At 67.1% G+C, this 20,603-nt stretch carries 18 protein-coding genes and 1 pseudogene; 11 read left to right on the forward strand and 8 right to left on the reverse strand.

Translation table 11 applies throughout. The annotated features are described in order from the left end of the window. Window positions 1-14 precede the first annotated feature (14 nt). Window positions 15-305: a DUF4936 family protein gene (locus tag AC1DQR_RS24665; protein ID WP_150990383.1), complete on the reverse strand. Its 291-nt coding sequence runs from the start codon at window positions 303-305 to the stop codon at window positions 15-17. A 25-nt stretch (window positions 306-330) separates the two neighbouring features. Beyond that, on the reverse strand, window positions 331-1,326 hold the full coding sequence (gene ygfZ / locus AC1DQR_RS24670; RefSeq protein ID WP_416048644.1) for a CAF17-like 4Fe-4S cluster assembly/insertion protein YgfZ: 996 nt from the start codon (window positions 1,324-1,326) through the stop codon (window positions 331-333). A gap of 189 nt (window positions 1,327-1,515) precedes the next feature. Here ygfZ and mltG point away from each other — a divergent pair, with 189 nt between their 5' ends. The 7 genes from mltG (at window position 1,516) to AC1DQR_RS24705 (ending at window position 6,962) form a co-directional block, all read left to right on the forward strand. Beyond that, window positions 1,516-2,511 carry an endolytic transglycosylase MltG gene (gene mltG / locus AC1DQR_RS24675; RefSeq protein ID WP_416048643.1) on the forward strand — a complete coding sequence of 332 codons (996 nt, stop codon included), beginning with the start codon at window positions 1,516-1,518 and terminating at the stop codon, window positions 2,509-2,511. Window positions 2,512-2,519: 8 nt separating this feature from the next. Further along, the gene (gene tmk, locus AC1DQR_RS24680; protein ID WP_174426361.1) at window positions 2,520-3,134 is read left to right on the forward strand and encodes a dTMP kinase; all 615 of its coding nucleotides are present in this window, start codon (window positions 2,520-2,522) and stop codon (window positions 3,132-3,134) included. A 115-nt stretch (window positions 3,135-3,249) separates the two neighbouring features. Next, window positions 3,250-4,257, forward strand: a complete 1,008-nt coding sequence (locus tag AC1DQR_RS24685) for a DNA polymerase III subunit delta' (RefSeq protein WP_416048642.1) — start codon at window positions 3,250-3,252, stop codon at window positions 4,255-4,257. Between the two features lie 64 nt (window positions 4,258-4,321). Then, a complete protein-coding gene (locus tag AC1DQR_RS24690; RefSeq protein ID WP_236701899.1) occupies window positions 4,322-4,759 on the forward strand; it encodes a PilZ domain-containing protein in 438 nt (145 codons plus the stop codon). A gap of 82 nt (window positions 4,760-4,841) precedes the next feature. Continuing rightward, window positions 4,842-5,363 carry an N-acetyltransferase family protein gene (locus tag AC1DQR_RS24695; protein WP_477133964.1) on the forward strand — a complete coding sequence of 174 codons (522 nt, stop codon included), beginning with the start codon at window positions 4,842-4,844 and terminating at the stop codon, window positions 5,361-5,363. A 113-nt stretch (window positions 5,364-5,476) separates the two neighbouring features. After that, window positions 5,477-6,271, forward strand: coding sequence for a TatD family hydrolase (locus AC1DQR_RS24700; protein ID WP_477133965.1), 795 nt, complete (start codon window positions 5,477-5,479; stop codon window positions 6,269-6,271). 1 nt (window position 6,272) lies between these two features. Continuing rightward, a complete protein-coding gene (locus tag AC1DQR_RS24705; RefSeq protein ID WP_477133966.1) occupies window positions 6,273-6,962 on the forward strand; it encodes an ankyrin repeat domain-containing protein in 690 nt (229 codons plus the stop codon). A gap of 75 nt (window positions 6,963-7,037) precedes the next feature. On the opposite strand, the gene egtB is transcribed toward AC1DQR_RS24705, so the two are convergent. Further along, the gene (egtB, locus tag AC1DQR_RS24710) at window positions 7,038-8,327 is read right to left on the reverse strand and encodes an ergothioneine biosynthesis protein EgtB (protein WP_416048638.1); all 1,290 of its coding nucleotides are present in this window, start codon (window positions 8,325-8,327) and stop codon (window positions 7,038-7,040) included. A gap of 342 nt (window positions 8,328-8,669) precedes the next feature. Next, the gene (locus AC1DQR_RS24715; RefSeq protein ID WP_416048637.1) at window positions 8,670-9,272 is read right to left on the reverse strand and encodes an FMN-dependent NADH-azoreductase; all 603 of its coding nucleotides are present in this window, start codon (window positions 9,270-9,272) and stop codon (window positions 8,670-8,672) included. A gap of 147 nt (window positions 9,273-9,419) precedes the next feature. On the opposite strand from AC1DQR_RS24715, the gene AC1DQR_RS24720 reads away from it, so the two are divergent. Both AC1DQR_RS24720 and AC1DQR_RS24725 read left to right on the forward strand, forming a co-directional pair. Beyond that, window positions 9,420-10,376: a LysR family transcriptional regulator gene (locus AC1DQR_RS24720; protein ID WP_416048636.1), complete on the forward strand. Its 957-nt coding sequence runs from the start codon at window positions 9,420-9,422 to the stop codon at window positions 10,374-10,376. Between the two features lie 145 nt (window positions 10,377-10,521). Then, window positions 10,522-10,935, forward strand: a complete 414-nt coding sequence (locus tag AC1DQR_RS24725) for a DoxX family protein (RefSeq protein ID WP_416048635.1) — start codon at window positions 10,522-10,524, stop codon at window positions 10,933-10,935. Window positions 10,936-10,961: 26 nt separating this feature from the next. Here the strand turns inward: AC1DQR_RS24725 and AC1DQR_RS24730 are convergent, their stop codons facing one another. Further along, window positions 10,962-12,179 (reverse strand): EAL domain-containing response regulator, encoded by a 1,218-nt coding sequence (locus AC1DQR_RS24730; protein WP_477133967.1) that lies wholly within the window; start codon window positions 12,177-12,179, stop codon window positions 10,962-10,964. A gap of 276 nt (window positions 12,180-12,455) precedes the next feature. Here AC1DQR_RS24730 and AC1DQR_RS24735 point away from each other — a divergent pair, with 276 nt between their 5' ends. Together AC1DQR_RS24735 and AC1DQR_RS24740 are read left to right on the forward strand one after the other, a co-directional pair. Next, the gene (locus AC1DQR_RS24735; protein ID WP_477133968.1) at window positions 12,456-16,082 is read left to right on the forward strand and encodes an FtsK/SpoIIIE family DNA translocase; all 3,627 of its coding nucleotides are present in this window, start codon (window positions 12,456-12,458) and stop codon (window positions 16,080-16,082) included. Window positions 16,083-16,116: 34 nt separating this feature from the next. Then, window positions 16,117-16,485: a cupin domain-containing protein gene (locus AC1DQR_RS24740; protein ID WP_416048633.1), complete on the forward strand. Its 369-nt coding sequence runs from the start codon at window positions 16,117-16,119 to the stop codon at window positions 16,483-16,485. A 19-nt stretch (window positions 16,486-16,504) separates the two neighbouring features. Here the strand turns inward: AC1DQR_RS24740 and AC1DQR_RS24745 are convergent. The 3 genes and pseudogenes from AC1DQR_RS24745 to AC1DQR_RS24755 form a co-directional block, all read right to left on the reverse strand. Continuing rightward, window positions 16,505-17,556, reverse strand: a pseudogene (locus AC1DQR_RS24745) (CMD domain-containing protein); the annotation flags it as partial. A 105-nt stretch (window positions 17,557-17,661) separates the two neighbouring features. Further along, entirely contained in the window at window positions 17,662-18,960 is a 1,299-nt protein-coding gene (locus AC1DQR_RS24750) for an acyl-CoA thioester hydrolase/BAAT C-terminal domain-containing protein (protein WP_416048632.1), read from the reverse strand. Window positions 18,961-18,972: 12 nt separating this feature from the next. Next, entirely contained in the window at window positions 18,973-20,547 is a 1,575-nt protein-coding gene (locus AC1DQR_RS24755) for an ABC transporter substrate-binding protein (protein WP_477133969.1), read from the reverse strand. Between the last annotated feature and the right edge of the window lie 56 nt (window positions 20,548-20,603).

Below are 20,603 nucleotides of genomic sequence, written 5' to 3' on the forward strand. Positions count from 1 at the left end.
TTCCACGGCCACCCTCAGAGCTGGTCGATATCGACAAAACGCTCCACCTGCCGCTCGCCGCTGATCCACTGCTGCAGCCCGCTTTGCCGCCAGAGTCCGTCGAGCAGCTGGTCGAAGGCTGGCGGTACATCGGCGTAGGCTTCCATCCAGGTCTGCATGCCGTCGCGCGCCTCGGGCCTGCGTAAGAGCGTACCACCAATTCCGCTCGCTTCGGCAACGGTCTCCATCCAGCGGTGCCAGTGCGCGATGGCCTCATCGGCGCGGGCTTCCGGTACCCGGAAATAGACGTACAGGTGGTCGCTCATGGCTATTCCCAGTGTTGCCAGGGGTTCAGGCGGCGTCGCCGAAGGGGACCGCATAGGGCAGCTCGCCCACGCGCACCGGGCTGCCGGCAGCACTGCCCAGGTGCAGGGCGCCACCCGCCGCATCGATCTTCAGTTCGGCCAGGCCATCCCAGCCGCCTTGTGGCGCAGCGGCGGCATTGACCACCATGCCGCAGGGCTGCTCAGGATCCTCGGGGCGGAAGATCTCCGTGGCCGCGCCCGGCACTTCGCCTTCGCCATGGATCAGCCACATGCGTCGTTTGAGCGTGCCGCGGTACTGGCTGCGCGCGACGATTTCCTGGCCCGGATAGCAGCCCTTGCGAAAGCTCACGCCGCCGACCAGTTCCAGGTTGATCATCTGAGGCACGAATTGCTCCTGCGTGGCTGCGGCGATGCGCGGCACGCCGGCTTGCACCTCCAGCCAGTCCCACACCACGGCATCCACCGGCACCAGCTGCGCCGACAGCGCGGCCTGGACTTCGTCGGCCTGTTCGGCCGGCAGCACCACCTGCCAGCGCGGCAGCCCGGCGCCGTCCGGCAGCCGGATCACGGTGGCGCTGGCGGCCGCGGCGCTGGCCCAGGGCGCGGCCGGTGCGGGCAGGCCGGCCGCCTGCAGGGCGGCGGCGCCACTGGCACCTGCCACGCCCAGCACCGCGCGGGCCGGCGTGAGATCGGACAGCTTGGCCTTGGCGCGCAGCACGAACATCGACAGGCGCTTCTGGATAGCGGGCTGCAGGTCGGCGGACAACTGGAGGACGATGCCTTCCTCGTCACGCCACATCAGAAAGCTGGCCAGCAGCCGTCCCTTGGGCGAGCAGTAGCCGGCCAGGCGGGCGGTGCCGGCGTCCAGGTCATCCACGGCATTGGTCAGCTGGGTATGCAGGAAGCTGCCGGCGTCTTCGCCGGCAACCCGGATCAGGCCCAGGTGCGCGGGTCGGCAGACGACTCCGCTTTGACGCACGGCTTCGAACTGGGTGGCACGGTCTGGGGCAGGGGCATTCATGGCAGGTATCGCAGGCAAGGCGCGCACGGGCGCGCCGGATGGAAGGTGCAAGGAGCTACAAGCGGCTAAAGGTGCAAGGCTCCCGGTATTATATGAGGCTGTCGCCATTTCAGCCGGGATGCCCATGGTCGACACTGGGTGAACCCGGCTTTGCCGCGGTGCATTGTGCGCCGCTACTTTCTCTTTTACATGAAACGTCTTTTCCTGCGGCTGCTGCTGGTCGCCGTGATTTTCACGATTGCCGCCGCCGGCGCCTTTGCCTGGTGGGCCAATCGCCCGCTCGCGCTGACAGCCTCGCCCATTGAGGTGGTGATCAAGCCCAATTCCAGCGTGGCCAGCGTTGGCCGCCAGATCCAGCGTGGCGGGGTGCAGATGGACCCCCGCCTGTTCGCGCTGCTGGTGCGGCTTACCGGCCATGGCGCCGACCTCAAGGCCGGGGGCTATGAGTTCGACAGCAGCGCCACGCCGCTGTCGGTGATCGGCAAGATCGCCCGGGGCGAGGTCAACCACTATGTGCTCACCGTCATCGAAGGCTGGGAATTCCGCAAGATGCGCGCCGCCGTGGATGCGCATCCGGCGCTCAAGCACGATAGCCGCGGCTTGTCGGACGCGGAACTGATGAAGGCCATCGGCGCGCCGGAGCCGGCGCCAGAGGGCCTGTTTTTCCCCGACACCTACCTGTTTGCCCGCGGCAGCAGCGATCTCGAACTGTACAAGCATGCGTATCGCGCCATGCAGCGGCGCCTGACCGACGCCTGGAACGCCAGGGCGCCTGACCTGCCGTACAAGTCGCCCTATGATGCGCTGATCATGGCCTCGATCGTGGAGAAGGAAACCGGCCAGCAGGCCGAGCGCCCGCTGATTGCGGCCGTGTTCGTCAACCGGCTCAAGAAGGGCATGATGCTGCAGACCGATCCCACGGTGATCTACGGCATGGGCGAGGCGTTCGAGGGCAATATCCGCAAGCGCGACCTGCAGTCCGACACCCCTTACAATACCTACACGCGCAACGGCCTGCCGCCCACCCCGATCGCGTTGCCCGGGCTGGCCTCGCTGGCCGCCGCCACCGCGCCGGCCCCGTCCGACGCACTGTATTTCGTGGCGCGCGGCGACGGCAGCAGCCATTTCTCCAACTCGCTTCCCGAACACAACCGCGCGGTAGATAAATACCAGCGCGGCAAATAAGTCTCCCCATGCGCGGAAAATTCATCACATTCGAAGGCATCGACGGTGCCGGCAAGAGCACCCACGTGGAGTGGGTGGCGGACCGCCTGCGCGCCCGCCTGGCAGGTAACGCATCGGTCGTTACCACCCGCGAGCCCGGCGGCACTCCGCTTGGCGAGGATCTGCGGCAGTTGCTGCTGCACCGCAAGATGCATCTCGAAACCGAGGCCTTGCTGATGTTCGCCGCCCGCCGCGAACATATTGCCGAAGTCATCGAACCCGCGCTGACGCGCGGTGACTGGGTGGTTTCCGACCGCTTCACCGATGCCACCTTTGCCTACCAGGGCGGTGGCCGGGGCCTGCCGCGCGCACGGCTCGAAGTGCTGGAGACCTGGGTGCAGGATGGTCTGCAGCCCGATCTGACGCTGCTGTTCGATGTGCCGCTGGAAACCGCCAGCGCGCGCCTGGCCGGCGCACGCGAGCCCGACAAGTTCGAGGCCGAGTCGCGTGCGTTCTTCGAGCGCACACGGCAGGAATACCTGCGCCGCGCGGCGGAGTCCGCGCAGCGTTTCCGGGTCATCGACGCGACCCGGAGCATTCCCGAGATTCAGGTAGAGCTTGAGAAAATCCTCGCAACACTTTGAATTGGCTGCAGGATTCGAGAATATGGATAGGGATGGGGCTAGCCGAGCCTGGTCCTCTATCTCTCGCGCCATGCGCGTAGTTACACGAAGTTTCACCCCTAACTCACTGATCCGCATGCTTTATCCCTGGCAGAAAGAAGACTGGCAACGGCTGAACGCGCTGCGCGAGCGGCTCCCGCATGCCTTGCTCATTCACGGCCAGCAAGGCATCGGCAAACGCGACCTGGCGCTGCATTTTGCCCAGGGACTGCTGTGCGAGACGCCGCGCCCCGACGGGCAGCCTTGCGGCACATGCCCGGCCTGCCACTGGTTCAGCCAGGGCAACCACCCGGACTTCAGCGTGGTGCGCCCGGAGGCCATGGAGGCGACGGACGACGCGCAGACGGATGAAAGCGGCAAGAAGAAGGCGCCCAGCAAGGTCATCCGCATGGAGCAGGTGCGGGCCCTGATTGAAACGGTCGGCATCGGCACGCACCGCGCCGGCTTGCGCCTGGTGGTGGTGTATCCGCTCGACGCCTTGCAGCATGAGGGCGCCAACGCCTTGCTCAAGACGCTGGAGGAGCCGCCGCCGTCCACCGTGTTCCTGCTGGTGACCGACCGGCTGGATCGTGTGCTGCCCACCATCCTGTCGCGCTGCCGCCAGTTTTCCGTGCATCGGCCCACGGCCGATGCGGCCATGAGCTGGCTGAGCAGCCAGGGCGTGGGAGACGCCGAGGCGCAGCTGGCGCTGGCCGGCGGYTCCCCGCTGACCGCGCTGCATGCCGCCGAGGCCGAGGAGCAGCCGATGCAGCGCTGGCTGGTGAGCCAGCTTGGCGCMGGCGCCGGCTTCGATGCGCTGGCGGCGGCCGAGCAGGTGCAGAAGCTGCCGGTGCCGTCGGTGCTTGGCATCCTGCAGCGCTGGACGTACGATCTGCTGTCGGCCCGCTTGGCCGCAACGCCGGGGCCGCGTTATTTTCCGCGCGAGCAGGCAGCCCTGGCGCGTTGCGCACAGGCAACCGATGCGCACCGGTTGCAGGCGTTCTCCACGCGGCTGGTGGGCCATCGCCGCAGCGAGAACCATCCGCTGGCGGCTCGGCTGGTGATGGAGGCCGTGTTTCTGGAGTACCGGCAGTTGTTTCAGTAAGCCCAAGACGTTGAACAAATCCAATATGGCCTGAAGGCCAACAGTCAGTAACAAGGGGTCAGTCATGAATACAGAGGTGACAGGGGCACGGGGCGCCAGCGTTCCCGGAGCCGCAGGCTTGGCCGCCGCCGGCGGTATCGGGGCGCCGACGGTCCCGGGTGCCGCTTCCCGGCCCAACGTGCTTTCGCTGTCGATCAAGGACCAGGCGGGCCTCTATGCGGCCTACATGCCGTTCCTGCACCGCGGCGGCATCTTTGTCCCGAGCAACCGGCCCTTCCGGCTGGGCGAGCAGGTCTTCCTGGTGCTTTCGCTGGTGGACCGGCCGCAGAAGTACCAGATTGCCGGCCACGTGGCATGGATTACCCCGGTCGGCACGCCCAACAAGACGCCTGGCATCGGGATTCACCTGCCGGATGACGACAACGGCCGCAACCTGCGCCGCGCGGTGGAAGAGATCCTGGGCAAGACCATTGAGTCCGGCCGGCCCAGTCAGACGTTATAACTGACTTTAGATTTGTGGTTTAAGTATTTGATATGGTTGATTTTTGCCAAATTTTCTGGCCCGTCCGAGAAGAAATTCAACAATGAGTGATTCCGCCTTTACCGTGCGGCCCGCGCTGCAGCGTGACCTGGCCAGCATTGTCGCCATCTACAACAGCACCGTCGCTTCACGCATGGTCACTGCGGACACCGAGCCCGTGGCGGTGGAATCGCGCCAGGCCTGGTTCGATGAGCATCAGCCGGAGCGGCGTCCGCTGTGGGTGGCCGAGGACGGTGAAGGGCGCATGGCCGGGTGGCTCAGTTTTTCCGACTTTTATGGACGCCCGGCCTACGGCGCCACCGCCGAAGTCTCGATCTACCTGGATGCCACCCGCCGCGGGCAGGGCCTGGGGCGCCACCTGCTGCAGCTGGCCATCGCGCATGCGCCGCAAATCGGGGTCAATACGCTGCTGGGCTTCATCTTTGGCCATAACGCGCCCAGCCTGGCCCTGTTCGCCTCGCTGGGCTTCGAGCGCTGGGGCAACCTGCCGCGCGTGGCTGTGCTCGATGGGGTCGAGCGCGACCTGGTCATCCTCGGGCGGCATCTGACCAAGCCGGCCGAGTAGGAGCTCGCCAGCCAGGCGCCGCCAGGCACCGGGCACGCTGGCTCGCTGGCACGACCGGATACAATGGCGGGTGGCGCCGCCCGCGGCGGCGTCTCTATCCGGAAACCGCCCCAATGTTTGTCGATTCCCACTGTCATCTAGATTTCCCCGACCTGGCCGCGCGCCTGCCCGAATTGCTGGAGAACATGCGCGCCAACCAGGTATCGCATGCCCTGTGCATTTCGGTCACGCTGGAAGATTTTCCGCGCGTGCTGGCGCTCGCCGAGCAGCATCCGCACCTGTACGCCACCGTCGGGGTGCATCCCGACTATGAGGAGGGCGAGGAGCCCACGCTGGAGCGCCTGCTGGCGCTGTCGGCGCATCCGCGGGTGGTCGGTACCGGCGAGACCGGGCTCGATTACTACCGGCTGGAAGGCCGCAGCATCGCGGACATGGAATGGCAGCGGGAGCGTTTCCGCACCCATATCCGCGCCGCGCGGCAGACCGGCAAGCCCCTGATCATCCATACCCGTTCGTCCGCCGAAGACACCTTGCGCGTGATGCGCGAGGAAAGCGCGGGCGAAGCCGGCGGGGTGATGCATTGCTTCACCGAGAACTGGGAGGTCGCCCGGCAATCGCTGGACGAGGGCTTCCACATCTCGTTCTCCGGCATCGTCACCTTCAAGAATGCGGTGGAGTTGCAGGAAACGGCGCGCAAGATCCCGCTGGACCGCATCCTGATCGAGACCGATTCGCCGTACCTGGCCCCCGTGCCGTACCGCGGCAAGACCAACCAGCCGGCCTGGGTGCGCCATGTGGGTGAGTTCATCGCCAACCTGCGTGGCATGCCGGTTGAGGCGCTCGCAGAACATACGTCGGATAATTTCTTCCATCTTTTCAAGCATATAGATAGGAAATCTCATGCTTAACATGAATACTGTCCGACGCCTCGCCGCCGTTGCGGCCATGCTGGTGGGCGCCGTAGCCTGGGCCGCGCCTGTGGACGATATGCGCCATGCGGTGGAGTTCGATGACGTCAAGGCCGCCCAGAAGATGCTGGCGCGCGGGGTCGACCCCAACCTGGTGGATGCCAAGGGCAATCCCATGCTGGTGGTGGCATTGCGCGAGAAGTCGCTGAAGGTGGCGGAGGCGCTGATCCGTGCCAAGGACATCGATTTCGACAAGACCAATGCGGCCGGTGAGACACCGCTGATGATGGYCAGCCTGCAGAACGAACTGGACCTGGTCAAGCTGATGGTCGACCAGATGGAGGTCGAGATCAACAAGACCGGCTGGACGCCGCTGCATTACGCCGCGACCAACGGCAACAACGAGATCGTCAAGTTCCTGGTCGACCACGCCGCCTATATCGACGCGGAAAGCCCCAATGGCAGCACGCCGCTGATGATGGCGGCGCGCGGCGGGCATATCGAGACGGTCAAGTTGCTGCTGGACGAAGGCGCCGACATGCGCCTGAAGAACCAGCAGGGCATGACCGTGATCGATTTTGCCGAGCGTTATCACCAGAAGGAAATCGCGGAGGGGCTGAAGTCGCGCTGGCAGAAGCTGTATCCGCAGACGCCGTTAAGCGCGCAGCCTCCGCAAAAGGGCTGGAACTGACATAACGAAAACGCGCCGGGCCAAAACCCGGCGTTTTTGCCTGGTTCCTGCTCAGGCGATCGAGCGTTCAGGTGTTCAGGCGTCGTCGGCCAGGCGCACGCCGGTGAACTGCCAGCGCTGGTGCGGGTAGAAGAAGTTGCGGTAGCTGGCGCGGATATGCGACTCCGGCGTGACGCAGGAACCGCCGCGCAGCACCATCTGGCTGCACATGAATTTGCCGTTGTATTCCCCCACCGCGCCGGCGCTAGGCCGGAAGCCCGGGTAGGGCTGGAAGGGGCTGGCAGTCCATTCCCACACGTCGCCGAACATCTGCCGCAGCACGCCGGAGGTATTCTGGCGATCGGGCAGCGGCCGCAGCACGCGTCCCTCGACAAAATTCCCGGTAGCGGGCAGGTTGCGCACGGCGTGCTCCCATTCCGCCTCGGTCGGCAGGCGGCGCTCGGCCCAGCGGGCGAAGGCATCGGCCTCATAGAGGCTGATATGCGTGACCGGGCTATCCGGATCCACTGGCTGCATGCCGCGCAGGCTCATTTGCCACCAGGTGCCTTCGCGCTCCTCCCAGTACAGCGGTGCCTCGATGCCTTGTTCGCACACCCAGCGCCATCCGTCCGACAGCCACAGCCCGGCGGTACGGTAGGCGCCATCCTCGATAAATTCAAACCACTGGTGGTTGGTGACCGGGTGCGAGCACAACTGGTAAGGCTGCAGGAGCACGTTGTGCCGCGGGCCTTCGCAATCGAAGGCAAAGCCGTCGCGGTCATGGCCGATGGCGACCACGCCACCGGCAAAGCGGATCCATTCCGCCGCCGGGCGCGGATCGGCGATCACGGGCGCCAGCAGCTCCGGCGCGAAGGCCGGCTTCAGCGGGTTTTGCGCGAACAGATGCAGGATGTCGGTCAGCAGCAGTTCCTGGTGCTGTTGCTCGTGGTTCAGGCCAAGCTCGATCAGCGCCGCCTCGGCATCGGTCTGCGCGCTGGTCAGCAGCCCGAGCATGGTTTCGTCGACCGCCTCGCGGTAAGCCAGGATCTCGTCGAGCGACGGCCGCGACAGCAGCCCGCGGCGTGGCCTCGGGTGGCGGGCACCGACGGATTCGTAGTAGGAGTTGAACAGGTAGCGATACTGCGGATCGACCGGCTCGTAGTCCGGGATACGCGCCGTCAGCACGAATTCTTCGAAGAACCAGGTGGTATGCGCCAGGTGCCATTTGGCGGGGCTGGCGTCGTCCATGGACTGCACCGTGGCGTCAGCGTCGGTGAGGTCGGCGACCATGGCTTCGGTCGCCGCGCGCACGTGACGGTACTGGGACAGCAGGGCTGGCTCGTGCGGAGGATGCACGGCGCTGGCAGGCAGCAGGGCAGAGGACATGCGGGCTCCCGGATCGGACTAATGCATCTGCCGCGGATGCCGCTTTGGGCGGCGGCTGGCCGTGGCGTGTGGATTGCGGACAGGTTCCGACCCAGGCCTGCACAACAAGGCCGCGCGGGCTTCCCCCTGGATGGACATGCACCGAAACCGCTCAGGCGTTCGGAACCATCATAGACCCGATCGCGCGGTGGGCATAGCCGGCTCGCGCCTGCAAGAATCCGTGGCTGGGCGCAGCGCTGCAAGGTGCGCGGGCTGAAACACAGGAATGCAAAACGCCCGCCGGCATGACTGCGGGCGGGCGCTTTGCGCTGGGCTGGGCGGCGCGAGGCCGCCGTACCGGGATCAGGCTGCCAGGGCTGCCACGGCGCCGTTGGCGGCGACGAGGCTGGCTTCGCGGGCTTCGGGGCCCATTGCCAGACCGTGGGCGCGCACGTACGTGATGTCGGTGAGGCCCAGGAAGCGGAACACCACGTCCACGGTCTGCTCATGCAGGTCCAGGGCGTTGGCGTCCTGGCGCACGCCGCCGCGCGACGACACCACGATCACGCGCTTGCCGCCGGCCAGGCCGACCGGGCCGGTCTCGGTGTACTTGAAGGTGCGGCCAGCCTGGGCGATGCGGTCGATCCAGGACTTGAGCTGGCTGGGGATGCCGAAGTTGTATTGCGGCACACCGACGACCAGCACGTCGGCTTCGAGGAATTCCTTGAGGAAGGCTTCGGTGCGTTGCAGCTCGCTTTCCTGCACGGCGTTGAGGCCATCCTTCGGGCCGCCCAGCACGGGCAGCAGCGCGCCGGACAGGTGCGCCGGCGCGTCCTGGTCCAGGTCGCGCACGGTCAGGGTGGCTTCGGGGTGCTTGGCGCGCAGGTCGGCGACCACCTTGGCGGTCAGGCTGCGGGAAGCGGAATGGCCGCCAAGTACGCTCGAGTCGATTTGCAAGATCTTCATGTTCATCTCCACTGGGGTTCGGGTTGGATGAATGAAAGATAGCGTTCTGCTATTGATGCCGGTAGTGGGGCAAAATAGAACTTATTGTTCCAGGCGCAGAACGTAGGCGGGCTGCTACCCTGGCGCTCCTACCGCCAAGGATGATCCATGCAAGACCTGAACGATCTTTCGCTGTATGCCCAGGTGGTCCAGCACGGCAGTTTTTCGGCCGCGAGCCGCGCCAGCGGCGTGCCGAAGTCCCGGCTCAGTCGGCGCATTGCCCAGCTGGAGCGCGACCTGGGGGTGCAATTGTTGCGCCGGACCACCCGGCAGGTGCGTGTGACGCCCATCGGCGAGGCCTACTATGAGCGCTGCCGCGCCATGCTGGCGGAGGCCGAAGCGGCGCGCGAAGTGATCGAGCAGGCTCGCGACCAGCCCGGCGGCACCTTGCGCGTGAGCTGCCCCGTGGCGATCGCCCAAAGCCTGCTGGCGCCCGCCATCGGGCATTTCATGCAGGCCAATCCCGGTGTGCGCATCGAACTGGAAGCCACCAACCGGCGCGTGGACGTGATTGCCGAAGGCTTCGACCTGGCGCTGCGGGTGCGCGAGGTGATGGACGACTCGTCGCTGGTGGTGCGCACCTACGGCGAGAGCCCACTCATGCTGGTAGCCAGCCCGGGGCTGCTGGACAGCATCGGCCGCCCGCGCACGCCCGAGGCGCTGGATGGCATGCCGGGCGTTAACCAGAAGCCGCACGACGGCAAGCATGTCTGGACGCTGACCTGCAATACCGGGCAGTCGATCCACGTGCCGTACGATCCGCGCCTTGTCACCGACGAATTCGCCCTGCTGCGCGCGGCCGCCATCGCGGGCATTGGCGTGGCGATGCTGCCGCGCATGTTTTGCCGCGATGCCATCGAGAGCGGGGAACTGGAGGTGCTGCTGCCGCAGTGGATCATGCCGGTCGGGACATTGCACGCGGTCTTTCCCTCGCGCAAGGGCATGCCGCCGGCGCTGCGGCGCTTCCTGGATTTCCTTGCCGACATCCTGCCCGAGACGGCCTGCAAGGCGGGCATGCAGCCGCCGCGCCAGCCTGGCATGCACCGGCCCGTCGGCCAGATCTGAGACGCGTCCGCGCAACTTGTGCCTTTACCTTCACCGCGCGGCGCACTAAGGTAAATATGCGTGCCGCGCGTGGAGCCAAAGGCGCTTCGGCTGCGGGCGGCGCATTCGCGCTTTCGTTTTCTGATCCGGACAAGGAGTGACGACCATGAGTGGTTCTCAGCCATCGCAGGACCTGGGCAAGGCGATACTGCGCATTGTGCTAGGCGTGCTGATCCTGCTGCACGGGATTTCCAAGCTCATCGCCGGGCCGGGGTTCGTGACGCAGGTGGTGACGCAGGCCGGCCTGCCCGTGGTGCTGGCCTATGGCGTCTACATCGGGGAAGTGGTGGCGCCGGTGCTGCTGATCCTTGGCTTGTGGGCCCGGGTTGCCGCGCTGATTGTCGTCGTCAACATGCTGGTGGCGGTGGGCCTTGTCCATGTGAAGCAGCTGGGCATGATGGCCGATACCGGCGGCTGGGCGCTGGAGTTGCAAGCGATGTTCCTGGCCGGCGCCCTCGCGGTCGCGCTGCTGGGCGCGGGGCGCCTGAGCGTGGGCGGCATCGGCGGTAAGTGGAACTAGCGTAGCTGCCCCGCCCGGGGTCGTCCTCAGGGCGTCCAGCGGCCCAGCGTTTCGGCCACGAACATGTCGGGTGGCAGCGCGGGGGACCACAGGTAGCCCTGGCCAAGGTCGCAGCCCAGGGCTTGCAGCGCATCGCGCTGCGCGGGGGTCTCGATGCCCTCGGCCACGCATTCCAGCTTGAGGTCGCGCGCGAGGTTGATGACGTTGCGGCAGATCGCCGCGCGCTGGCTGTTGCCGGGCACCGCCACCACGAACGAGCGGTCGAGCTTGATCTGGGTGAAGGGCAGGTCCGCCAGCAGCTTGAGGGTGGCAATGCCGATCCCGAAATCGTCGATGGCCACGCCGTAGCCTAGCAGACGCAGGCGGTTCAGCGCGATCGACAGGGCACGGGTGTCGCAGACCGGGTAGCCCTCGGTCAATTCGATGTTCAGCAACTGGCGCGGCATGCCGCTGGCTTCCACCATGGCGTCGAAGGCGTCGAGCACGCCGGGCCGGCACAGCGTCTGCGCGGAGGCATTGATGCTCAGCGGGATGCGCACGCCGCGCGCCAGCAACTGGCGCTGCACCGACAGGCATTGCTGTCCCGCCAGCTGGAAGATGGCATCGGCCTCGCCCAGCGCCTGGAGCCTTGGGATGAAGAGGTCGGGCCGGATCAGGCCCATGGTCGGATGGCGCCAGCGGCAAAGCGCTTCCGCGCCGGCCAGCGCGCCGGTGCTGATCCTGAACTGCGGTTGCAGCATGATGAAGATGGTACCGGGCGTCTGCACCGCGGCCAGCAGCTCGCGGTCATCCGGCTGGCTTGGGGCCGCCGCCGGGGCTTCGGCGGTGAGGTCGCGCTCCAGCGCATCCTGCAGGATTTCCTCCAGCACCACCGCTGAGATCGGTTTGCGCACCGCGCGCACGTGGGCGAGCCCAACCGAATCGGCCAGGCTCACATGGGAATCGATGATGTCGTCCTGCAGCGCGGACACCCATACCCACAGGGGCTGGGCGCCGGCGAAGGCGTGGTCCTTGCGCCGGGTCAGCTCGTCCATCATGCCGGGCCCGTTGAGCCCTGGCATCTCGATATCGCAGAGCACGAGGTCGACCTTGCGCGCGGCAAGCAGGTCCAGTGCAATGCGGCCGTCCGCGGCGCAATGTACGTCGCTGACACCCAGCTGGGTCAGCAGCTGTTCCGCCGCCAGCAACTGGAACGGGTGGTCATCGACCACCAGGGCGGACAGTCCGGCGTAGCGCGTCTGCATGGTTGGCTCGGGATTAGGTCGATGGAAATCGGCCGGTGAGAACGGGCACAGTGGATTCGAAGCAGGCTTCGTCCATAGTAGCGCACATGCCGCATGGTGGGCGTGCCTTTGCGCGGGTGAATGCCGGCGTCGGCGCACAGGGTTCGCGCGGCGGGGGAGGGTGCCAGACGCCGGAAAGCAGGCGATATTCCGTTGCGATTGCCACCTTGGGCGGAAACGCCGCGCCCAGACCCGCTACAATCGTCGCCCGAGGTATTTGATGATGGCGTTTCGATAATGGGTTTTGGCTGGTTCGGATTTTCGACCTTGTGGCTTGTGCCGCTGGTGTGGCGCCAGGTGGCGCGCCTGCTCGCCGGCGAGCGCCGGTTTTTCAGTGGACGCGGCACGCTGCGCGTATGGCTTGGCACGTTGATCGTGCTGTGCGCAAGCGCTTCGCTCGAAGCGCTGACAGGCGCGGCGGGCGAGGGCGGCATGGCAGGCAGCACGTCGGGTGGCAGCGCCGGACGCGCGCTGGGCACCCTGGTTTCCGGCATGCTCGGCTGGAGCGCCAGCCTGCTGCTGATGCTGGGCGTGCTAGCCCTGGCCGCGCCGATGGTCTTCGGCGAAACCTGGCGCAGCCTGTTCCTGCGCAAGCCCAGCTTGCCGGAGCCGGACGAGGCCGAGCTGGCGCCCCAGCGCCCACCCGCCCGCGCCGCGCGCGAGCCGGACAGCTGGGAGACCACCCACCTCGGCGCCACGCATACCGCCGTGCCGGGCTCGACCGACTATGTGCCGCGCCACAAGGGCATCGAAGCCGTATCGGCGCGGCGCCAGCCAGTCTGGCAGCCGCCGGCGCGCACTCGCAACTCGCCGCCGCAGCCGGGCGAGATCTGGCTGCAGCAGGCCGGGCCGCCGGGCGCTGCCAAGCCGGAGGCCCCTGCGTCCGCATCGCCACCGCCTGCAGCCAAGGCGCCTGCGAGGCCGGCGCCGCTGCGCACTCCCAGCCAGCCGCAAGCCACTAGCCCGGCAACCGCACGCACTGCGTCCGTCGCGGCTGCTGCTGGTGCCGCGGCGGCGGTGCAGGCCCGAGCAGCCAGTCCTGGCCCGGCTGCGGCCGCACGCGCGACCGTGGCAAGCAGCCCAGTGCGCCATCCGCAGATGAGCGCACGCTCGGCCATCACGACACTGCCGCAAGCCAATGTGCGACCCGATGCGCAATCCGCCCAGCCCGCTGCTGCAAAGAGCGGGACGACAGCTGCCGCGGTGCGGCCAGCTGTCATGCCGGTTGTTGTGCCCGTTGTCTTGCCGGTCGGGCAGGACGACGATGCGCGCAAGCCCCGAAGCGAACAGGTTGCCACCGTGCCAGCGGGGCCGGCAGAGCCTGATGAGCTGTCCGGCCAGGCGCGGGAAACGGAAGTGCTGGAGGCCGAGGCCGTCCCCGCTGTGGCGCCCGCCGAGCCGCGGCCTATGGCGGTGCTGTCCACCGAGGACATTGCCATTCCCGCCGCTGCATCCGTTGACGCCCCGCAGATTGCAGAGCCGCGCGCGGAATCCGCTGGCGAAGGCGCGACGCCCTCCGTGACGCTGGATGCGCTCCGCCTGGAAGCCGAGGCGCTGATGGCGGAACTGAGCGCACTGGCCAGTGCCTGGAAATCGACGCGGCCTGCTGCTCCGGCGGCCGACGCGCAGCCGGAGCCGGAAGCCGCTCCTGCGGTCGCCGCTGTTGTCGCCGAGGCAGGCACCGATGTTGACACCGGTGCCGTAAGCGAGGTAGCAGTGCCGGTCGTGGCTGAAGCCTCGATCGAAAGCCCGGCCGAAGCAACAGCCGAGGCAACAGTCGAAACCAGCGACGAAGTCGTTGCCGAACCGTCCGCCGTGGATGCCGACGTGGCTGTCCCGGCCGAGCCCGAGGCGGTTGCCTTGCCAGATGTTGTCCTGGCGCCCGAGGTGGACGAACCGGCAATGCTTGAGGAGCCGGAAGGCGCCGGCGGGCCGGCTGGGCGGGCCGAAGCAGAGCCGGAAGCAGAGCCGGAAGTAGAAGCACAAGCCGCACCCAATATCCTGTTCGTTCAGGATGCCGAAGCTGACCTAAGGCCCGTAGGCGAACCCGAACCTGAAGCCGAACCTGAAGACGCCACGGAAGAGATCGCCGAAGGCGTTCTCGATGCCAACCTGCTGGTCGAGCACCACAGCGAGGTTAGCGCTGCCAGCCCCGCGCCTGCGATAGAAGAAGCGCCGGCTCCGCTGCCCGAAGCGCTGCCAGCCACGCCGCCGGCGCCCAAGCCGCGCATCGTGCTTCCGGCCGTGGTCGGCAAGGTGGTGGCGCTTAATGCGCCGGTAGCCGCCGCATTCGCCGTATCCGCAGCACCCGCAGCACCCGCAGCCAGCACCGTGCCGGCGTCGCAAGTCATTGCCGTCACGCCGCCGCCGTCCCGTATTTCGGACTACCGTTTGCCAGACTTGGGCCTGCTGGAAACCGCCACGGCGGACATCCAGCAGGTGACCGAGGCGCAGTTGCAGGAAACCGGCAACCTGATCGCGCAGCGCCTGGCGGAGTTCAAGGTGCCGGTGTCGGTGGTTGGCGCCTCGGCCGGCCCGGTCATCACGCGCTTCGAGGTGGATCCCGCCATGGGCGTGCGCGGTGCGCAGGTGGTCGGCCTGATGAAGGACCTGGCGCGGGCGCTGGGCGTGACCTCGATCCGCGTGGTCGAGACCATTCCCGGCAAGACCTGCATGGGGCTGGAGCTGCCGAACGCGCGGCGCCAGATGATCCGCCTGTCCGAGATCGTGGCCGCCTCATCGTTTCTCGCGCACAACTCGCACCTGGTGCTGGCGATGGGCAAGGACATCACCGGCAAGCCGGTGGTGACCGATCTCGCGCGCGCGCCGCACCTGCTGGTGGCCGGCACCACCGGCTCGGGCAAGTCCGTGGCGGTCAACGCCATGATCCTGTCCTTGCTGTACAAGGCCACACCGGACGATGTGCGCCTGATCATGATCGACCCCAAGATGCTGGAGCTGTCGGTCTACGAAGGCATCCCGCACCTGCTGTCGCCGGTGGTGACCGACATGAAGCAGGCCGCGCACGCGCTGAACTGGTGCGTGGGCGAAATGGAAAAGCGCTACCGCCTGATGTCGGCGCTGGGCGTGCGCAACCTGGCCGGCTTCAACCAGAAGATCCGCGCCGCCGAGGCCGCGGGCGAGCACGTGCCCAATCCGTTCTCGCTGACGCCCGATGCGCCCGAGCCGCTGCGCACGCTGCCGTTCATCGTGGTGGTGATCGATGAGCTGGCCGACCTGATGATGGTGGCTGGCAAGAAGATCGAAGAACTGATCGCGCGGCTGGCGCAGAAGGCCCGCGCCGCAGGCATCCACCTGATCCTGGCCACGCAGCGCCCGTCGGTGGATGTGATCACCGGCCTGATCAAGGCCAACATCCCGACCCGGGTGGCTTTCCAGGTCTCGTCCAAGATCGACTCGCGCACCATCCTTGACCAGATGGGCGCCGAGAGCCTGCTGGGACAGGGCGACATGCTGTTCCTGCCACCGGGCACCGGCTATCCGCAACGCGTGCACGGCGCCTTTGTGGCCGATGACGAAGTGCACCGCGTGGTGGAGCACTGGAAGCAGTTCGGCGAGCCCGACTACGATGAGGCTATCCTCGCGGGCGATCCCGCCGAGGCCGCAGCGTCGGACTTGTTCGCAGAAGGTGGTGGCGATGTGGAGGCCGACCCGCTATACGACGAAGCGGCCTCCTTCGTGCTCACCAGCCGGCGGGCCTCGATTTCCGCCGTGCAGCGCCAGTTGCGCATTGGCTACAACCGTGCGGCGCGCCTGATCGAGCAGATGGAAGTGGCGGGACTGGTCTCGCCGATGGGCCGCAACGGCGCGCGCGACGTGCTTGCGCCGGGCCCGGGCGATTGACGTTGGCGGCAGGCGTGCCGTCCAACCGGAGACGATGATGAATGCCAAGGGCAACCCGCCGCCTGTGCCACAGGGAAACCTGCTGGCACAGGTGCCGGTCGACCGGACTGCCGAGCGCTTCGAAGCCTTGCTGGAGCGGCCCGGCCTGAAGATCGAGCGCATCGTCTCGAACGGCCAGGCCAGCCCAAAGGGTTTCTGGTACGACAGCGCGCAGGACGAATGGGTGCTGCTGGTCAGCGGCAGCGCAGGCCTGCACCTGGATGGCGAGGCCGAGCCGCGCACGCTCGCGCCCGGCGACTACCTGCATCTGCCGGCGCATTGCCGGCATCGCGTGGCGTGGACGGATGCGCAACAGTCTACGGTCTGGCTCGCGGTGCATTGCGAGCCGGCCGCGCAGGGCTGACTAGCGTCTGCGCACAGCGTTAACTCTCCACAGCCGGAAACACCGGCTCCCCCAGATTCAGCATCAAGCGGTTCGCCCACGCAAAGATGGCGATCGAGTGGATCAGGTCGAGTATCTCGGCATCGCTCACGCCCACCTCGCGCAGCGCGCGCAAGGTGTCGGCATTCACCACATCCGGCCGCTCGGTCAGCGCGATCGAGAACTTCGAGATCGCCTGCTCGCGCGCGGTGGTGCCCGCCGTATGCGGGTCCTCGAACACCTGCGTGATCACATCGTTGCGCTTGGCCAGTTGCTCGAAGCGCTGGGCATGCACCGACGCGCAGTACACGCAGCCATTGATGCGCGACACCACCGTGCTGGCCAGCTCGCGCTCGGCGCGCGCCATGCCGCCGGGGGCGTACATGATGGCGTTGAAGGCGGTGGAGCGCTGGCGCAGGATCTCTGGCTGATGCACCAGGAACAGGTAGTAGTCGGATACCTTGGCCTTGGGATGGCTTTCTTCCAGCACCGCGATCTGCTCTGGCGTGGCGTGGTCCACCTGGACCACATCCAGCCAGGCTTTCCAGTCGAGCACCTCGTTGGTGAAGCCGTTTGCCTTGATGGGTGCGCTCATGCTGCAGCCTCCTGGGATTGCAGGGCCTTCAGGCCGGCTACCAGGCGCACCTGGTAGGACAGGAAGGCGATCAGCTGCGCCAGCGTCACCACCTCGGGCGTGGCCAGGCCGGCGGCGGGCAGGGCCTTGAGGGCGGCTTCGTCGCCCGCTACCGGGTTCTCGATCAGCGTGCGGGTGAAGGCGAGGATGGCACGCAGGCGCGGATCGGCCAGCGAATCCGGATTGCCTTGCCCGGCCACGGTGACCAGGTCGGCATCGGCGCCGGCTTGCGCCAGGCGCGCGCTGTAATGCGCAACCAGTTCCGGCGCGGGCGTAAGGCGCGCGGCGTACAGCGCCACCAGCAGGCGCTCGGTCAGCGGCAGGCCGGGCAGGGCGGGATCGAACAGTGCGTCATAGCTGCCTTGCGTGGCGGCGGCGACCTTCTCACGCTGATGGCGCAATGCGTGGGTGGCCGAGCCGGCGGCGAGGCCGGCAACGTTGTCCACCACGTCGGCGGTGGCTGGATTGGCTTGGGTCATGATGGGGTTCTCGGTCTTGACTCAGTGATTTTATTGTTCGGCAAATCAGGCTTGGCCAGCGTGGCGCGCCACGGCGCGCGCCAGGAAATCGCGCACGCCGATCCACGATTGCTCGTCGGCCACGGCATTGGCCGCCGCTGTGCCGCCCGTGGTGCTGATGCGTCTGGATACCGGATGTGCATAGACCATCTGCGTGGTCGGCACATACGGGAAGAGGATGGCGTGGCCGGCTTGCTCGAAATCAAGGTGTTTGACGTCGTGCGCATGCCCCGCCTCGGCCAGCTTGTCCGCCACCATGCGCGCATACAGGCTGGAAGGCCAGGAGCCGTCGTCGGTCCCCGACAGCAGCATCACCGGCCCGCGGATCGCCTCCACGCGGATGCGGGCGCGCGCCACCGCTTCGGGGTCTTGCAGCGCGGTCAGGATGGCGCGTTCATGCCGGTGAGGCGCCGGGCCTTCGTCAAAGGGCGCCCAGCTTGCCGTGCGGTTGTTCTCCCACACATGCGGCAGCGGCTTGCCGTGGTGCAGCCAGGCGGGGCCTTCGCGGCCGATGGCGGGATCGGCGGCGTTCTGCGCGCTGTGCACCACCGCGCCGGGCACGTAGCCGATCACAGCCGAGACCAGCTCGGGGAAGGTTGCGCCCAGCAGCAGCACAAGCTCACCGCCGCGCGACTGGCCCGACAGCGCGATGAAGTCGCGCGCAGGCCGGACGTGCTCGCGGATCCAGTGCAGGCCGCGCTCGAAGTACTCCAGCGGCGTGTTGGAGATGTAGTCCGATAGCCCCGGCGCCTTGAAGTATGCCAATGCCAGCGCGGCATACCCGCGCGAGGCGTAGAGCGCGGCGCGCGGTTCGTTGATGCCGCCGCCCGAGCCGTTGAGCACCATCACCGCCGGATGCGGGCCGGGGCCCGCGGGCAGGTAAAGCGTGCCGACCAGCCCGTCCTCGCGCACTTCCCGGCGGGTCACGCCGGCAGCCGCCAGGCGCTGCACCAGTTCGCCGCGTGCTTGCGCGCCATCGGCCCGCACTGTGATCCCGGTCACGAGCGCCCGGGTGGCGTCGGCATGGAACTGCTCGCGGCTGTCGCTATCGACCGGGCGCTGCGACCACAGCAGGCCCATGGGGCTCACGCCCGTGTAGCTGCCCGACAGCGGCGCGTCGCGCTCCAGGTCCACGGTGCCGGCGGCGTCCGCCGCGAACGTGGCTTCGCTGGCCCAGGCAAGCTCCCGGCCCCGCAGCGTGCGCGTGGCGATGGCAATGGTTTCGCCGGGACGCAGTCCCGACACGGAAATCCGCCGCGCGACGTCGATCAGGTCGTCGGCCGGGGTGATATGAAGCTGTGCCATGTTCGCCCCGTCTTACTTGCCGTCGCGCGTGACCATCATCGCCGCGGTGCGGTCGCTGGTCATTGGCGCCACCTTCAGGCCTTTCCTGGCGGCCCAGATGTTCTGGTAGTGGTAGAGCGGCAGCACGCCCACGTCGTCCGACACCAGCTTGACCGAGCGGCGCAGGATGGCCTCGCGCTTGGGCACATCGAACTCGGCGGTGGATTCGTCCAGGGCCTTGTCCACGGCCGGGTTGCTGTAGTGGCCCCAGTTGGAGGCGCCCAGGCCTTTCTTGGCATCCACGGTGGCCAGCACGTTGACCAGCGCATAGCTGGCCTCGCCGGTGCCGTTGCCCCAGGCCAGCATGCTGACCGCGTATTCGTTCTTGTTGGCGCGGCCAGAGTAGACCGACCAGGGCACCACTTCCACCTGGGTCTTGACGCCGATGCGGGTCCAGAACTGGGCAACCGCCTGCGCGGTCTCCGGGCCCTGCGGATAGCGGTCGTTGGGCGCGTGCATGGTCAGCTTGAAACCATCCTTGAACCCGGCCTCGGCCAGCAGCTTCTTGGCTTGCTCCGGATCAAAGGGGATGTCCTTGACCTCCGGGTTGTAGCCGAAGGTGTTTTTCGGCATCCACTGGTTGGCTACGCTGGCGGTGTTCTGCAGGATGCGGCCCACCACCGCCTGCCGGTTGATGGCGAGCGACAGGGCGCGGCGCACACGTACGTCCAGCAGCGGGTTCTTTTCCAGCGGTTTGCCGGCGTTGTCAGTGATGTACGGATTGGGGCCGGGCTTGAAGCTCGGCTGCAGCAGCATCACGCGCAGGCCGGCATAGGGAAACACGCTGATGTTGGGCGATTGCTTGAGCTTGGCCAGGTCCGACACCGAGACTTTGTCGATCACATCGACGTCGCCGGACAACAGCGCGGCGGTGCGCGCCGGGCCGTTGTTGATGTAGCGGTAGCTGACTTGCTGCCAGGCCGGCTTGCCGCCCCAGTAGCCATCATTGCGCGTCATCATCACGCGATCGCCCGGCGTGTAGGAGATGAACTTGTACGGGCCGGTGCCAACCACGGCGCGGCCGCTGTTGTAGTCCTCGGTGCTGGACTTCTCGCCGACGTGCTTGCTGACGATGTGGATCGAGGCCAGGTTCAGGGGCAGATCCGGGTTCGGGATATTGGTCTTGATGACCAGGGTGTACGGATCCTTGGCATTCATCGACTCGATGGTGCGCAGGTAGCCCGCGTACGACGCCACGCTGCCCGGCACATTGCGCGCGCGCTGGTAGGAGAAGATCACTTCCTCCGCGCCGAAAGGCTTGCCGTCCTGCCACTTCACGTCGCGGCGCAGCTTGAACTCCCAGGTCTTGTCGTCCAGCGCTTTCCACGACAGGGCTAGCCCTGGCTGCAGCTTGTTGTCCTTGTTCTCGATCAGCAGATCCCAGAAATGCAGGTCGACGGAGCGGTCGCCGGCATGGTTGTTGAGCTGCGGGTCCAGCGACGAAAGCGGATCGGCAAAAGCGATCGACAGGGACTGCGCGGAGGCCGCGCCGGCGCAGAGCATGGCGGCAACGGCGGCGCTGATCGAGAGGGACAGCAGGCGTTTCATGGGCAGGTTTCCTCGGGGCGTGAGAAGGGTTGATAGGTGTGGCGCGCATTGGCCAA

It is taken from the genome of Cupriavidus sp. 05L411 (assembly GCF_056398045.1).